Origin of the sequence: Marinilactibacillus sp. XAAS-LB27 (assembly GCF_036039175.1) — a bacterium.
Lineage (GTDB): Bacteria > Bacillota > Bacilli > Lactobacillales > Carnobacteriaceae_A > Marinilactibacillus.
Genome location: NZ_JAYXKP010000007.1, coordinates 76,982 through 91,828, shown reverse-complemented (window position 1 = coordinate 91,828; position 14,847 = coordinate 76,982). Strand labels below are relative to the sequence as shown.

Genomic DNA, 14,847 nt, shown 5'->3' with positions numbered 1-14,847 from the left:
GAAGCTGGAAGGACTGATTTAATTGAAGACTGCCAAAGAATGGATACAAGAATTGAATCTAACGGCTCATCCTGAGGGAGGCTACTTTGTTCAGACAGATATCAGCGCTCAACAGTACCCAGCTAGTAAAAAAAATTTACCCTTATATACGAATATTTTCTTTTTACTCACAAAAGAAAATGCTTCTCATTTCCATCAACTGACTTCAGATGAGCTGTGGTTTTTCCATACTGGATCTCCTTTAACTGTCCATTCTCTAAATCCAGATGGTTCTTACAGTCAACATAAACTTGGACTGAATTTATCCCAAGGGGAATCTCCCCAGTATACCGTCCCAGCTGGAACCATTTTTGGATCCACTGTTGAAGATGGATACGCTCTAGTCAGCTGCACCGTCGTTCCCGGTTTTGATTTCTCAGATTTCAAATTATTTACGCAAGCTGAATTACTGAATGAATATCCCGAACACAAAGAAATTATCACTAAATTAGCATATGAAACGCTTCCTGAATAAGATATCATCTTGTTTTGAAAGGACCTCTTTGAAAGCTTCTCCCTTTAGTAAAAATTGTCTTTTTTTCTCCTTAACTTTTGTTTGACTTGGCTTGGCGCTACTGTATAATTGAAATCGCGTGACTAACCACGACAAGACCTAAAAGGAGAAACAAAAAATGAGTAATGGTAATTTAGAAGGCAAGCACATGTCTTTTAGTGAAATAACTGCTAATCCTGCACCACTTGGATTGCTTGGATTCGGAATGACAACGGTATTGTTGAACATTCACAATGCTGGATTCTTTCCAATCAACCCTATGATTATTGCAATGGGTATTTTCTACGGAGGACTTGCACAAGTCGTTGCTGGGATCATGGAATTTAAAAAGAACAACACTTTCGGTACAACTGCTTTCACGTCATACGGATTTTTCTGGCTATCATTTGCGGCATTGAACTTATTACCAATGCTTGGATTAGGTGAACCAACTTCATCAGAAGCTATGGGTGCTTACTTATTCATGTGGGGATTATTTACTTTAGTTATGTTTATCGGAACTCTTAGAATTAGTCGTGCCTTACAAGTTGTTTTCGGTTCATTAGCGCTGTTATTCTTTTTACTAGCTATCGGAAACTTCACTGGTTCATCAATGATCATGACAATCGCTGGTTACGAAGGCATCATCTGTGGTTTCTCAGCTATCTATGCTGGTTTAGCTCAAGTCATCAATGAACTATATAAGAAAAACCTTATGCCTTTAGGCGACGTTAACTAAACTGGTTCATTGAATCAAACAGAAATACCATCCAATCAACATTGGATGGTATTTTTTATTGTTCATTTGATTTAGGAACGACTTTAGCTTTCTTATTTCGACGCCCTCTTGACCGTTTATAGTGTGGTCTTTTTAGTATTCGAACGCGCTTGACGGTTGAAATCTGTTGGATTTCTTTTACAGCCCCTTCGATTTTATCAAGCCCTTCCTCCAAATCGATCAGTACATAAACATAGCCATTTTTTCGATTACTCGTCATGTCACCCATACGCAAATCGAAATGATTAAACATCTGAATGATTTCCGGCAAAGTATCCATCGTTTCCTCGTAAAACACCGTTACACGGTAGGGAGAATGAAACAACTGTCTCGCCCCAGGAAAATTGACTGAATCTCTGACTGTTCCAAATAAAAGAAAATCACTGAGTGACTTTCTAGCTAAGCGTTCTCCGCCTTCCAAGGCTTCTTGAGTATTTCCGCCGATGTGTGGGAGTAGGGTAATTTTTTCGTGCCCCAGTAAAACTTCCTCTGGAAAATCCGTTATATATCCAGCAATTTGGTCAGTATTTAGTACTTCTATCAAATCTTCATTGTTGACAAGTGGCCCTCTTCCAAAATTCAATAAATAAGCCCCTTGTTTCATCAACAGCAATTGCTCTTTTGATAGAATGTCTCTTGTTTCGTCCGTCAATGGTAAAGTCAACACAACAAAATCAGATTGACGCAGTAGTTCTTCAAGATCCAACTGTTCTACATAGTCCAAGTCTTTGTCAGATCTGGCGTATCCAAGAACTTCCATTCCCAAGTCATAACAACTTCTCGCAACCTGAGAACCAATTGACCCAAGCCCTACAACACCGATCACTTTTCCTTGCAGTTCTCTCCCTACAAAGTCTTCTCGTTTATCTTCTGCTTGTCTCAGTAAATCCGGTCCTTCCAATGTTTGAACCATTTCAGATGCTGGCCCAATTGGACGAACAGCGGCAAACAAGCTGCTGAGAACAGCTTCTTTTACAGCATTCGCATTGACGCCAGGTGTATTTAAAACGGCAATACCCTTTCCCGTAGAGGCATCGACATTGATCGTATTGACCCCAACACCAGATCTTGAAATCACGAGAAGATCTTCCGTCAACAAATGATCTGGAACAACAGAACTTCTGACCATAATGCCATGCGGTCGCTCCGTTTCCACCACTTTAGCTTTGGCATGCTTTAATTTAGCCAATTGTTTATTGGAAAAGGAATCTATGGCTTTGATGTCGTACACTTTATCGCCTCCTATAGAACTTCTTGAATCTGCTCATTTACACTTTGCATTTTATTCTATCATTGGTTAAACTAAAATAAAAGTTTGGAGAGGGTGTTTTACAGTGCACATTGAAACGGTTGAGCTTTATCCCGATCGTCCCGTTATTGGAGACAATAGTCAAATCAAAGATACAACCTTTGGAGAATACGTGGAGTTGGGATCATCCAATAGCGTCGATAATTCGAAAATCGGAGGTTATAGTTACACTGGTAGTTACTGTTATGTTCAGAATTCAATTATTGGTCGTTTTGCAAGTATAGCAGATATGGTCAGAATTGGGCCCACAAACCACCCATACGAAAGACCCTCTCAGCATTTATTTGCCTATAACGGAGATGGGTACGGCTTCCCGAATAAAGATACCCAGTTTCTTGAAAAAAGAAAACAAAAAATCACAACAATTGGAAATGATGTCTGGATTGGCCACGGTGTGACTATTCAATCTGGTGTAACAGTTGGAGACGGCGCGGTGATTGGAGCCGGAGCAGTCATTACTAAAGATGTAGCGCCTTATACGATCGTAGGAGGTATTCCTGCTAAACCGCTAAAAGAGCGATTCCCTAAAGACATCCAAGAAAAACTATTACAAATCAAGTGGTGGAACTGGTCAAGAGCAGAACTAGAAGAACGTTATGAAGACTTAAAATTACCCATTGAAGACTTTGTTGAGAAGTACCAACCATAAAAGAAGACCTCCCAACTTTGGTTGAGAGGTCTTCTTTTCAATACTTAGCCACGAACACTTTTTCTTGAAACTAAATTCACTTTTTTAAACCTGCTGAACAATATGATGTTAGTCGATATATATGCGACAATAAACGTCAAGATACCCACGATAACATAAGTCAAAAATTGATTACGATCGTAAATATACATAAGCGGTGATAGTAAGACAGCCAGACCGTAACTATTTGCTTGAATATTTAGTAATGAAAGAATCATACCACTGATTCCTGAAGTAGCAACGACAATCCCAATTGCCTTCAAGCCATATCTTAAGATAACACCAAATAATGCGGGTTCACTTACTCCTAGCAATTGTGTAGCCGTTGCTGATATTCCAGCTGTTTTCATAGCTGGTTTATCTGTTTTCAACGATATTGCTAAACAAACTGCAGCATTGGCGAAACCATACATTGCACAAACAGTGATTAAAGGATTGAATCCTGTTGTAGCAATCAAAGAGGTTTCCATCATAATAAACATATGGTGCATTCCTGTAATAACAAACAGTGGGTACAAAGCTCCAATAATTAATCCACCAATTCCAAGTGGAAGATGTAAAAAGTACTCAATGGCTTTTACAGCTTGTTCTTCGAACAAATGAACAATTGGACCTAATACAAACAACGCAAGAACGACAGAAGCTAAAATCACAACGAATGGTGTGAAGATGAGATCCATTGAATTAGGCATAATATTTCGAAGCTTCAATTCCAATTTAGCCCCTAGTATTCCCGTAACCAGTGCTGTCAGTATAGATCCTTGATATCCGACAAGTGGAAACAGCCCAAAAGCCATAATTGGCTCAGCTGCTCCAGAAGCGACATCATAAGCATTCGGTAAAGCTGGAGAAACAAGCATTAATCCTATCAAGAATCCTATAATTGGTAGTCCCCCTTTTTTCTTAAAAGCAGACCAGCAAATAAAGGCTGTTAGAAATCCAAAAGCCGTATCCGTCAAAACTGTAGCCATTGTCGTTAACCAAATCGGAATGGCTTCAGGCGAAAGACCAAAGACAGATAAAACGGATTCATTAAATAGAACACCTTTTAATCCTAGAAAAAGACCTGTAGCACCTAGTATAGGAATAATTGGAACAAATATATCAGCCAAATTCCTAATACTTCGTTGCAACGGAGACGCACTATCCATACTCATCTGATCCTTTGAGACTTCTTCATATGAATAAAGCGATTGCAGTGAATTGTAAACTTTATTGACTACGCCAGTCCCTAGAATGATTTGGTACTGACCAGCATTAAAGAATACACCTTTAACTTGGTCGATTGCTTCTACTTCTTCATCATTGATCACTGTTCTATCTTTGACTTGAAGTCGTAGACGCGTAGCGCAGTGAGTAGAGGAAAGAATATTATCCTCTCCCACTACCTCTACGATTTCTCTTGCAATTTGATCATAATTTGTCATGTTTATCCCTCTTTCTCAATAAGAATAGTTTGATACGGTTGAAGTACGATAGCTTTGTGAGTCACTTCAACTTCTGAGTAATTATTTAATAGTACTTTTTTAAACGTGCAGCTAATGGTTTGTTTTTCACTGCTCAGATTTGTATAACTTTCAACCACGTGGTCAGCTTTTCTTGAATAACCTATAACAGGTCCGTCTGTTTCAAGTGGTTCAAATTCACCGTAAATAAGCGTTTCTTTGTATTCAGATTGATTTCTTAATTGAATCATTTTTCTATAAAAATTTAGTACAGAATCCGTATCCATCTCCTGATCAGCTACGTTTGCTTCTAGCGCATCATCCGCTAGCTTCAACCAAGTCTCTTGATTTTTAGAGAATCCTCCATTCATTGATTTATCCCACTGCATAGGAGTCCGTCCGTTGTCCCTGGAACGTTCGTTAACAAAGGCCAGTGCTTCAGTTTTTGAAAAACCTTCTAGTATAGAACGATGATAATTATCTATACTTGATACATCATTGAAATCCTCTAGAGATGATCGATTGAAATTCAGCATGCCGATTTCTTGTCCTTGGTAAATGAAAGGCGTGCCTCGTAAGAAAAAGAAAAGCGAAGCTAAAGCAGTAGCACCAATACGATTATGGTATTCTTTGTCTTGAATATACTTTGATACTGACCTAGGCTGGTCGTGATTTTCCAAGAAGTTAGCACCCCACCCAGTATTTTGAAGTGCTTCTTGACTCAGTGTGATTTTTTCTTTCAATTCATCTACCGTCCAGTTCGTCTTTCTGAACCATTCGCTTCCGCTCATAACATCGATATCAGCATATTTGAAATCAAAGATCATATTAAAGTAGCCGTCTTTTCCTATATACTGATCAAACTCTTCATAGGTCACACCAGGAGCTTCCCCAATGCTGACACATTGATAGTTATTAAATGTTCTTTCGTTCAATTCCTTTAGGAATATCTCGATGCCTGGTCTATTTCTTCCTTTGTGTTTAACACTTGCCAAACCATCTGCTCCATCGGGAGACAAACTACTATAATCCTGATCTTTTTTGATAAAAGTGATTGAATCGATACGAAAGCCCGCAATCCCTTTGTCTAACCACCAATTGACCATGTCATATACTTCTTCTCTGAGTGCTGCATTTTCCCAATTCAAATCGGGCTGTCTTTTATCAAAAGTATGAAAATAATACGTTCCAGGCTCGTTAGCTACAGGCTCCCACACACTTCCTCCAAAAATTGAACGCCAATTGTTAGGTGGCTGATTAATTTGACTTTCCTTAAAAATATAATAGTCTCTATAAGGGCTTGATTCACTTTCAATGGCTTGTTTAAACCAACTATGTTCATCAGATGTGTGGTTGACGACTAAGTCCAAAACAATTTTAATGCCCTTGGACTTTGCTTTTTCCAATAAAACATCGAAATCCTCCATTGTTCCAAAATCTGAATGAATACCTTGGAAATCGGAGATATCATAGCCGTTATCTACCATAGGAGAAGGAAAAACGGGACAGATCCAGATCATGGTTATACCTAGTGAGTTTAGATAATCTAATTTTTCTGTTATCCCCTTTATGTCTCCAATCCCATCATCATTCGTGTCGTAGAAACTCTTTGGATAAATTTGATAGACGACTTCCTCTTTCCACCATGTTTTTGAATAAGTTTTAGTTAATTCCATTATTATCCCCCTTGTGGTATCGATATCACATTGTTTATATATAAGAATCTGCTAAGCAGATTCTCTTTTTACAATAGTTAAGTTCAGTTGTTCATGATTAATTTCGTAAGCTTGACCATTTAGGAGATGAAGCATCAATTTGGTGGCCTCTTCTCCTAGGGCATGTACAGGTTGCTCTACGGTAGTTAAGGGTACGGATACCATTGAAGCGAACGGTTGATTGTCAAATCCCATGACAGCAACGTCTTCTGGAACTCGTTTTCCTTTTGCAAGAAACACTTCTACCATTCCGCTAGCAACTTCATCACTTCCAGCAAACACAGCTTCTGGAAAGTTGGTCGTATCCTCTTGTAGTAAATGAGCAGCTACTTTTCTACCATCGTCTATTGTATGCATGTCTCTGAAAATCAAATTATCTTTAATCAATAGATTATTTGCTTCCATGGCTGCTTTAAATCCTCTATTTCTAGAGGAACCATGTCCAGTGTCTAAAAAAGATCCTCCCGTGCAATATGCAATGCGCTGGTTTCCTTTTTCTATAAGATAATGGATGGCTTCATACGTGGCCTTTTCCTGATCCGTCAGTATTTTAGGAAGTTTGGATCCTTCAAGGCGCTCATTGCAAAGAACAATCGGTCCATATTTTTGATAAGGATCAATGACATCTGCAGTATTTTCAACTGAGCACATGATCAAACCACTAATGACTTTCTGTTTTAACATTTCGAGTATTTTTATTTCTGCTTCTCTATCATCGTACGTCTGAATAATAAGTACAGAATAACCATTTAATCTTGCTTGCTTTTCGATTGTGTCAATCAAGTAAGAAAAAAACGGGTTAGTAATTCTAGAAACTAAGACGCCAATCATTGTGCCTTTTTTTGATCTTAATTGAGTCGCAACTGAGCTTGGCACATAATCTAGCTCTTTCATTGCTTTTTTTATACTCTCTCTTTTTCCTTCTGCAATGTAAGGGTGATCATTTAAGTAGCGGGAGACAGTAGAAACAGATACACCTGCTAGTTTCGCTACATTTTTTATCGTTGCAATCAGTAAACACCCTCTTTATGATATCGTTACCACAAATAATAATATAGTCTCCTCACTATGTCAAGAACTTTAAAAAAGATTGAATCAATTTCTTTTAATTCGGACTTTACTTTTCTGTATCAGCCAGATCCCAAAAATCAAATTCCAAACCGTCATCGTATAGACAGATAACCGCTCAAATACAGCCGGGTAACCAAAATCGTATGTCAGCATAAAGCTTAATGCAAGTAATCCAAAAACACCCAATCCTATAGCGATTCTTTTGGGTAAACGATACTGTTTGTTCAAATAAATGCCTATTAAAATTAGAGTAAGATTCCCAGCGATAATCGCCATGCCTGCTCCGATAACATGCATGTTCGCATAACTATAAGATTCTCCCGGAAACAGTCCAACTAAAATATTCCCAATGCCCTGAACAACTGCGGCAGCGGAAACGAGTACGCGTGCTTTTTTCTGCACTAAACGGATGGTGAGCAAGTAAGCGCTCGTCGAAAGGATACCGTACACGATAAACCCACCATTCATTACGTTCGCAAGTGGTGAAAAGACCGCTCGTCCATCAATGGTCATCCTTTTGGCAACACCTAAATCACTAATATAATGAAAAGCATATCCATACTCCGGATCCGTCCAAGCATGAGCGGAGATGGCTTCTGCGGTTAAATAAACTGTAGAGGCTGCAATAAAGAGAATAGCTCCTAACAATAATCTTCTTGAATAAATTCTTTTCAAAACAACCCCTCCTTCTTTTAATCTTCTTTGATGTAATCAATCATTATTTGACTAATTTGTCTTGCCTTCTCGTGATGCAGCCAGTGTGTTGTATCTCCAACCAAGATACCTTTGCCATCCTCACAGTAATCCAGACTCTTACTTGCAAGCTCTTTGCCTAAAAACTGATCGTTCATACCCCAAATAATATAAGTAGGGACGGTAATATTGGAAGTAGCACTTGCATTCATCATATTCTTTCCATTGGCCCGATACCAGTTGATCATGGTGGTCATAGCATTCGGTTGAGACCAGGCTAATCGATATTCTTGTAAGTCTCTCGAGCTGAATGTACCTTTCAAACTACTTCCGATTAAAGCACTTGTAGCTACTCCCCAGTTCGCACGACTGACCAATTTCTCAGGAATGCCTCTTAGCTGGAAAAATAAAATATAGGAACTTTTCAGTAGTTGTGACGGATGTTCCAAGACATGTTTGCTCATAGCAGCTAAGTGCGGTGCATTCAAAATCATCATCTTCTTAATTAGCTCTGGATACGTTTCTGCAACTTTCCAAGAGACAATTCCACCCCAATCATGTCCGGCAAGAATCACTTGATCTCTGCCCGACTGTCGAATCAACCCTGCGATATCTTCCACTAATTCTTTCATGTCGTAGTCTTTTACGTTTTCTGGTTTGTCACTTAAATTATAACCACGTTGATCAGGTGCCCATACTCGGTAGCCTTGTTCTGCCAGTTCTGCCATCTGTTTACGCCATCCATACCAGAATTCCGGGAATCCATGGAGCAACAAGACCAGTTCACCATCATCCGGTCCTTGTTGAGCAACATGGAGTTGAATACCATTTGTTTGAATATAAGCATGTTCTATCTCATTCATAAGACACTTCTCCTTTTCAATCAGATTTCCCTATATTCCCCTTATCGATTCCTTTTTGTGATTATCCATACTCATTATAGTAAAAAACGCTAAAAGTTGCCCCTATAACACTTTTGTTGCTATATCCTGACCTTAAAGTTGACTACTTTTCAGTTCTTTTGATAGGGGTATTCCAGATAATGTTTCTAATAATATCGGTCAATTCTTGATGCGTTTGTTTTTGACCGGTTTCATACCACGTTTTAAACGTCCCAATCACGCCTCGAATCAAAAATGCTGAAACTAAACGGTGATAGTCCGGTTCTACTTGTGGAAAGGCACTTTGCAAAATGTTGCGGGAATGGTAATCGACCCAACCATCAATTCGAGAAGAAAATGAACGACTACCATTTGGGCCTAACAAAATATAAATGATGTCTCTTTTTTCAAACAAACTTGAAAATAAAACTTCTAGTAAAGGGGGTTTGACTGTATCTTCTGGTAAAACACCATCATATTGATCAAACAAACTTTCTAATTCAGTGAACACATCATCTTCCAGCTCGTCCAATAACTCATAAATATCTGAATAGTGGAAGTAAAAAGTTCCACGATTGATATCTGCTTTTTCAGTTAATTCTTTAACTTTTACTTGGTGAATCGATTTTTCCTTTAAAAGTTGGATTAATGTGTCTTTTAAGTTGCGTTTTGTCCTTTGTACGCTTCGATTTTCTTTCATGATTTTCCCTCTTTCAACACTTTTGCTCTTTTTGTGTGAATTTCAACATATGCAGAATGACTGTGTGTTGTACTTTCTAGCTTAGTCCTTATAATTAACACTAGTTTAAATTTGAACATTTGTCAAAACTTTAAGAAAGAAGTCGGTATGATGAAGGAAAGATTATTTAGAGCCATCGTAAAATTTAGGAAATCCATTATTTTTGTGTTTATTTTTCTAGGAATCCTTTCTATTTTTCTAGCAAGGTTTGTCGGGATCAATAATGATATGGTCGATTATCTACCTAGTTCCTCCCCTTCTACGCAAGCGATCCATTTGATGGAAGATGAGTTTCCGCCTCAACCTTCTACCATTCGTATAGCAGTAGAAGACAACGGAATAACGACAGCACTTGAATTGAAAGAACAGCTCAGCCAAATTGAGCACGTTACTTCAGTAGAGTGGCTCGATGATGAAGAAAATATAGAAGAACCTTTAGAAATGATGGACCAACAAACGGTTCAGAATTACCTTAAGGATGGAAAAGATTTATTTACCGTTTCAGCGGATATTGAGGAAAACGAACAAAGAGATGCGGTGATTCAAGAAATCCGAACCGTTATCGGAGAAAAAGGAGAAATGGAAGGGCCAGCTGTTCAAGATTACGAATTGGATCAACATACCAGTAGCGATCTGTTCACTACGATCAGTCTTGCTGTTGTTATCGCATTTCTCTTTCTACTGGTTTCAACCTCTTCTTGGATTGAACCCGTATTGATCCTTGGTACGATCGGTCTCGCCATTTTAATCAATAGTGGAACAAATATTTTTCTAGGCGAAATCTCTTTTGTGACAAAGAACGCTTTCCCTATTTTGCAGCTCGGTGTCTCAATCGACTATTCCATCTTCTTACTTCACCGGTATGAAGAGTACCGAAAAGAAGGCCTGATTCAAGAGGAAGCGATGGTCAAGGCACTTCACAATTCTCTAGGCTCCGTACTGTCCAGTGGTTTAACCACAGTGATTGGATTTGCGGCACTGATTTTAATGAAATTCGGTATCGGTGCGGATATGGGGATTGTTTTAGCGAAAGGCGTTATTTTCAGTTTACTTTCTGTCTTTATCTTCCTTCCAGCTATGACACTCGTTTGTGCAAACCTATTAGAGAAAACGATGCATCGCTCATTTATTCCGTCGTTAAGACCTCTTGCTAAATTGGTTTACAAGGTACGCTATTTCACTGTACCGTTACTCGTTGTTTTTGCTGGTATCTTTTTCCTTGCTCAAAAGCACAATGATTTCTACTACGGTAATTCGAGATGGCTGCCTGAAGACAATACGGTTATGCAAGAACAACAATCTATCGAGCAGTCCTTTGGTCACGAGAACCTTATGGCACTAATGCTTCCAACAGAAGATGAAGCACTCGAAAAAGAAATGGTCGAGTATTTAGAGCACTTAGGAGCCATTACAGAAGTCCAAGCTTATTCAAACGAAGTCGGCTGGGCCATCCCGATTCAATACGTTCCAGAGTCTACTAGAGAGATGCTTCATTCAAATGACTATAACCGGTTAGCTTTCAAAACAGCGTTACCAGCCGAAAGTAGTGAGACCTTTGACATGATCGAAGAGATTCGCGAAAAAGCCGTTTCCCTCTTTGGAGACGATTATCTATTAGCGGGCGACAGCGTATCGACGTATGACTTGAAAGATGTCATCAGCTCTGATCAACGTATTGTGAATATCGCTTCTATTTTAGGTATCCTAATCGTCATTGCGATTGCATTCAAATCCCTTATTCTACCAGTGATTTTAGTGATCAGTATTCAATCAGCCATCTGGATCAATTTAGGACTTCCCTACTTTAGAGGAAGTGCACTATTTTATATCGCGTTCCTCATCTTAAGTTCTGTTCAACTAGGGGCAACGGTTGACTACGCCGTCTTGCTGACCGACCGTTACATTGAGGAACGACATCTTCAAACTAAAAAAGACGCCTTACTCGCAGCGATTGAAAAATCTGGAGAAAGCATTATCGTCTCTGGTGTCATTATGACTGCTGCAGGATTTTTATTTGGAACCTTTTCTACGAATCAAGTACCTGCTCAGATTGGTTATTTACTAGCTCAGGGTACTCTACTTTCCATGTTCGTTGTCTTTTTCGGATTACCGATTCTACTTTATTTAACAGATCGCTGGATCGAAAAAGGCTCATTGAACATGACATTCAAACATCAGAAAGGATCACACTCATGAAAAAAGCATTAATTAGTCTAAGTACCGCCGGAATTATCGCAAGCTCGCTATCTTTTCCAGTCATGGCTCAAGAAGAACCCTCCTACTGCAAAGAAGAACTTGTTTACTCTACGATTGATTTGTCAGGAAATCTAGAAAGTATGTATGTAACAAATCTCTTTGAACGAACAGGATCAGCAACAGAAGATCTAACAGATTATGGTCAATATGAGGCGTTGCACCTACTTAACACAACTCACTCTGAGCTATCTTCTCAAAATAATCAAACATCGATTAAAACAGACGAAGCGCGTGTCTTCACACAAGGAAAAGTCACAGACAAGCGTCTTCCTTGGACTTTCCAGTTCACTTATTTGATGGACGGAAAAGAAGTCGATCCTCAAACAATCCTAGATTCAAAAGGCACATTTACAGTGAAGGTTTCAATCAATCCAACAGACACAACAAATGAACAGTTAATGGATTTTGTAGACCACTATGCTTTGCAAGTTAGTACATCTATGAATCTAGATACTCATTTTGATTTGCATAGCCCTAATGGAATTACAAGTACTGCTGGTAACAAACGACAAGTTCAGTGGACTGTTTTGCCTGGTCAGGAGGAAGATCTTTCTTTCACTGTAAGAACCACTGACTTTGAGGAGTTAGATTGGTCCATCAATGGCGCGCCTTTGAGTTTGACGATCGGAGATGATCTCTTTGATCTTTCTGAATTCACTGATCCACTTAAAGAATTAGAGACCGGTATTCAAACTTTAGATGAAGGTTCTCAGACGCTTTACGACGGTAGTCTAGACCTGACAAATGGTATGCAAGACCTACTTGACGGAAGTAACCAGCTGACTGATGGAACTTCTCAGTTAGACCGCAGTAGCCAAAAACTGGCTGACGGAACCAACCAAGCTTTCACAAAGTCAAAAACGTTAGAAGAAGGACTGTCTACTTTGACGCAAGGTAGCACTCAACTTGCTCAAGCTTCCGGACAACTAAAAGCTGGTGGACAAGCCTTATCTGAAGAGTCAAAACCTTTCTTCACTGGCTTAACAGACTTGAATCAAGGTATTTCCAGTTTATCGGAAGGTCTTGAAGAGATTGAAACAGGCTTAAACCAGCTTGATAGCAAATCAGATAGCTTAACCAGTGGCTCTACTGCTGTACTTGAAGCTCTAGAAACCATGCAGCGTAAAGTGAACGAAGTCGAACTTTCTATGGATAGCGTTTCACAATTAAAAGAAGCTTCTCGTTCAATTCAAACTGGTTTAACAACACTCAGCGAGGGTGTAGCTGGTATGGACAGTAGCATTTCTCAATATAAAGGCAAACTAGCTGATGCAGGTGTGAATCCTACAGAATTAGCTGGACTGAATCAGAATGCAGCAGATAATCTATCTGAGCTGAAGCAGCAACTGACTGTATTACAACCACTTGTTGAAGAAGGGGTAATAGAAGAAAGTGTCCTCGTACAATTACAAACAGCGATTGAACAAACCGAGAAACTAGCTTCTGCTAATGCACAATATATTTCTGGTAGCGATCAATTGATCAACGGTATTCACAGCCAAGTAAAAGAAGACGGTGCATTAAGATCAGGTAGTACTCAACTTGTCTCAAGCTACAAAGAGTTTGACCAAGCCATAACAACTCTTGTTGACGGTCTGTCTTCCTTACCTGAAGAAATCGCACCACTTCAAAGTGCAATCAGCCAGTTGACCAATCAGTACCATACACTAGATCAAGGCGTACAGGATTATACAGCTGGTGTCCGCCAACTTTCTGGTGGAATCGATAAAGCTACTACAGCCGCTGAACAGCTTGATAATGGCTCAAGCACATTATTAAGTGGTGGAAAAGCCATTCAATCTGGTATCCAAGACCTTTCTAACGGAACCACTCAATTACAAGAAGGTGCCTCAACACTCAATCAGGGAATAAACACAGCACATGAAGGTTCTTTGGCTTTCACTGACGGTATCGGCGAGCTTCGTTCTGGAACGGCTCAATTAAAAGACGGATCGCATGCTTTATTTGTCGGTGCAGATGACTTATCTAATGGGCTACGTTCTGCAAAAACAGGTTCTTCAGATCTTGCTGAAGGCGCCGATCAATTAACAGATGGCACAAATGAACTTAGAGAAGAAACAAGCGGTCTACCGGTTAAAACAAAAGAAAAGATTGATGAGGCAATCGAGGAATTTTCTAATTCAGACTACGAGATCCAGTCTTATATGGATGAGCGAAACGAAGAAACGGAAAATGTTCAATTTGTGATTCAATATCGTGCACCAGAAAAAGAAGTCGATACTACAGCAACTGATCATTCAGAAGAACATGAAAGCTTATGGCAGAAATTTCTGAATCTATTTAAATAAATCAAACAGATGATCACTTAAAACGAAGAGTTGCACTGTCTATTTCACAATCTTATTGTTTGAATAATTCAACGATTTTCCTTAAGGTATGAATGTACTAAATAGACCAAAAAAGGATGGATTAGATGAGTCAAAAATTTGATGAACTAAAGCAAAAAATCAAAAATGTAGACAAAGATAAAGCCGGACAATTGGTTAAAGAAGTTAAAGAAGCTCATTCAGACGGAAAAATCGATAAAAACGAACGTGATGAATTAATGGATACCGCAAAACAATCCTTCGGTGATCTTGGCCTTGGTGGTTTAGGTAATCTCGGTAAAAAGTAATGATAGATTTGAAAAAAACCGTCCAGTCTGTAGAAGAACAGTCTTGTTCATGACAACGGTTCTTAGATTTATTTAGATAAAAAGAAGAGGGACTAGCGAAAAATC

At 39.1% G+C, this 14,847-nt stretch carries 13 protein-coding genes; 6 read left to right on the top strand and 7 right to left on the bottom strand.

The genetic code is table 11. The annotated features are described in order from the left end of the window. Positions 1-22 precede the first annotated feature (22 nt). Together VXN63_RS09675 and VXN63_RS09670 are read left to right on the top strand one after the other, a co-directional pair. Complete coding sequence (locus VXN63_RS09675; RefSeq protein WP_327757852.1) at positions 23-514, top strand: cupin domain-containing protein; 492 nt, start codon at positions 23-25, stop codon at positions 512-514. A 157-nt stretch (positions 515-671) separates the two neighbouring features. Continuing rightward, positions 672-1,271, top strand: a complete 600-nt coding sequence (locus VXN63_RS09670; protein ID WP_327757851.1) for an acetate uptake transporter — start codon at positions 672-674, stop codon at positions 1,269-1,271. A 55-nt stretch (positions 1,272-1,326) separates the two neighbouring features. Here the strand turns inward: VXN63_RS09670 and VXN63_RS09665 are convergent, their stop codons facing one another. After that, a complete protein-coding gene (locus VXN63_RS09665; protein WP_327757850.1) occupies positions 1,327-2,541 on the bottom strand; it encodes an NAD(P)-dependent oxidoreductase in 1,215 nt (404 codons plus the stop codon). Between the two features lie 103 nt (positions 2,542-2,644). Here VXN63_RS09665 and VXN63_RS09660 point away from each other — a divergent pair, with 103 nt between their 5' ends. Continuing rightward, positions 2,645-3,268, top strand: coding sequence for a DapH/DapD/GlmU-related protein (locus VXN63_RS09660; protein WP_327757849.1), 624 nt, complete (start codon positions 2,645-2,647; stop codon positions 3,266-3,268). A gap of 44 nt (positions 3,269-3,312) precedes the next feature. Here the strand turns inward: VXN63_RS09660 and VXN63_RS09655 are convergent, their stop codons facing one another. The 6 genes from VXN63_RS09655 to VXN63_RS09630 all read right to left on the bottom strand — a co-directional run bounded on the left by VXN63_RS09655 (position 3,313) and on the right by VXN63_RS09630 (position 9,812). Further along, entirely contained in the window at positions 3,313-4,734 is a 1,422-nt protein-coding gene (locus VXN63_RS09655) for a PTS transporter subunit EIIC (protein WP_327757848.1), read from the bottom strand. Positions 4,735-4,736: 2 nt separating this feature from the next. Continuing rightward, the gene (locus VXN63_RS09650) at positions 4,737-6,428 is read right to left on the bottom strand and encodes an alpha-glucosidase (RefSeq protein WP_327757847.1); all 1,692 of its coding nucleotides are present in this window, start codon (positions 6,426-6,428) and stop codon (positions 4,737-4,739) included. A 51-nt stretch (positions 6,429-6,479) separates the two neighbouring features. Further along, positions 6,480-7,469 (bottom strand): LacI family DNA-binding transcriptional regulator, encoded by a 990-nt coding sequence (locus VXN63_RS09645; RefSeq protein WP_327757939.1) that lies wholly within the window; start codon positions 7,467-7,469, stop codon positions 6,480-6,482. Between the two features lie 93 nt (positions 7,470-7,562). Next, positions 7,563-8,213, bottom strand: coding sequence for a DUF998 domain-containing protein (locus VXN63_RS09640; RefSeq protein ID WP_327757846.1), 651 nt, complete (start codon positions 8,211-8,213; stop codon positions 7,563-7,565). 17 nt (positions 8,214-8,230) lie between these two features. Next, positions 8,231-9,094, bottom strand: coding sequence for an alpha/beta fold hydrolase (locus tag VXN63_RS09635; RefSeq protein WP_327757845.1), 864 nt, complete (start codon positions 9,092-9,094; stop codon positions 8,231-8,233). Between the two features lie 142 nt (positions 9,095-9,236). Beyond that, on the bottom strand, positions 9,237-9,812 hold the full coding sequence (locus VXN63_RS09630) for a TetR/AcrR family transcriptional regulator (RefSeq protein WP_327757844.1): 576 nt from the start codon (positions 9,810-9,812) through the stop codon (positions 9,237-9,239). 150 nt (positions 9,813-9,962) lie between these two features. On the opposite strand from VXN63_RS09630, the gene VXN63_RS09625 reads away from it, so the two are divergent. The 3 genes from VXN63_RS09625 to VXN63_RS09615 all read left to right on the top strand — a co-directional run bounded on the left by VXN63_RS09625 (position 9,963) and on the right by VXN63_RS09615 (position 14,742). Beyond that, a complete protein-coding gene (locus VXN63_RS09625; protein ID WP_327757843.1) occupies positions 9,963-12,047 on the top strand; it encodes an efflux RND transporter permease subunit in 2,085 nt (694 codons plus the stop codon). Continuing rightward, positions 12,044-14,416 carry a hypothetical protein gene (locus tag VXN63_RS09620; protein WP_327757842.1) on the top strand — a complete coding sequence of 791 codons (2,373 nt, stop codon included), beginning with the start codon at positions 12,044-12,046 and terminating at the stop codon, positions 14,414-14,416. The genes VXN63_RS09625 and VXN63_RS09620 overlap by 4 nt, the downstream gene beginning before the upstream one ends. 125 nt (positions 14,417-14,541) lie before the next feature. Further along, the gene (locus tag VXN63_RS09615; RefSeq protein ID WP_327757841.1) at positions 14,542-14,742 is read left to right on the top strand and encodes a hypothetical protein; all 201 of its coding nucleotides are present in this window, start codon (positions 14,542-14,544) and stop codon (positions 14,740-14,742) included. Positions 14,743-14,847 lie beyond the last annotated feature (105 nt).

Coding starts and splice junctions, on each gene's coding strand:
- VXN63_RS09670 (WP_327757851.1), top strand. CDS start 672: ATGAGTAATGGTAATTTAGAAGGCAAGCACATGTCTTTTAGTGAAATA.
- VXN63_RS09655 (WP_327757848.1), bottom strand. CDS start 4,734: ATGACAAATTATGATCAAATTGCAAGAGAAATCGTAGAGGTAGTGGGA.
- VXN63_RS09650 (WP_327757847.1), bottom strand. CDS start 6,428: ATGGAATTAACTAAAACTTATTCAAAAACATGGTGGAAAGAGGAAGTC.
- VXN63_RS09635 (WP_327757845.1), bottom strand. CDS start 9,094: ATGAATGAGATAGAACATGCTTATATTCAAACAAATGGTATTCAACTC.
- VXN63_RS09630 (WP_327757844.1), bottom strand. CDS start 9,812: ATGAAAGAAAATCGAAGCGTACAAAGGACAAAACGCAACTTAAAAGAC.
- VXN63_RS09625 (WP_327757843.1), top strand. CDS start 9,963: ATGAAGGAAAGATTATTTAGAGCCATCGTAAAATTTAGGAAATCCATT.
- VXN63_RS09620 (WP_327757842.1), top strand. CDS start 12,044: ATGAAAAAAGCATTAATTAGTCTAAGTACCGCCGGAATTATCGCAAGC.
- VXN63_RS09615 (WP_327757841.1), top strand. CDS start 14,542: ATGAGTCAAAAATTTGATGAACTAAAGCAAAAAATCAAAAATGTAGAC.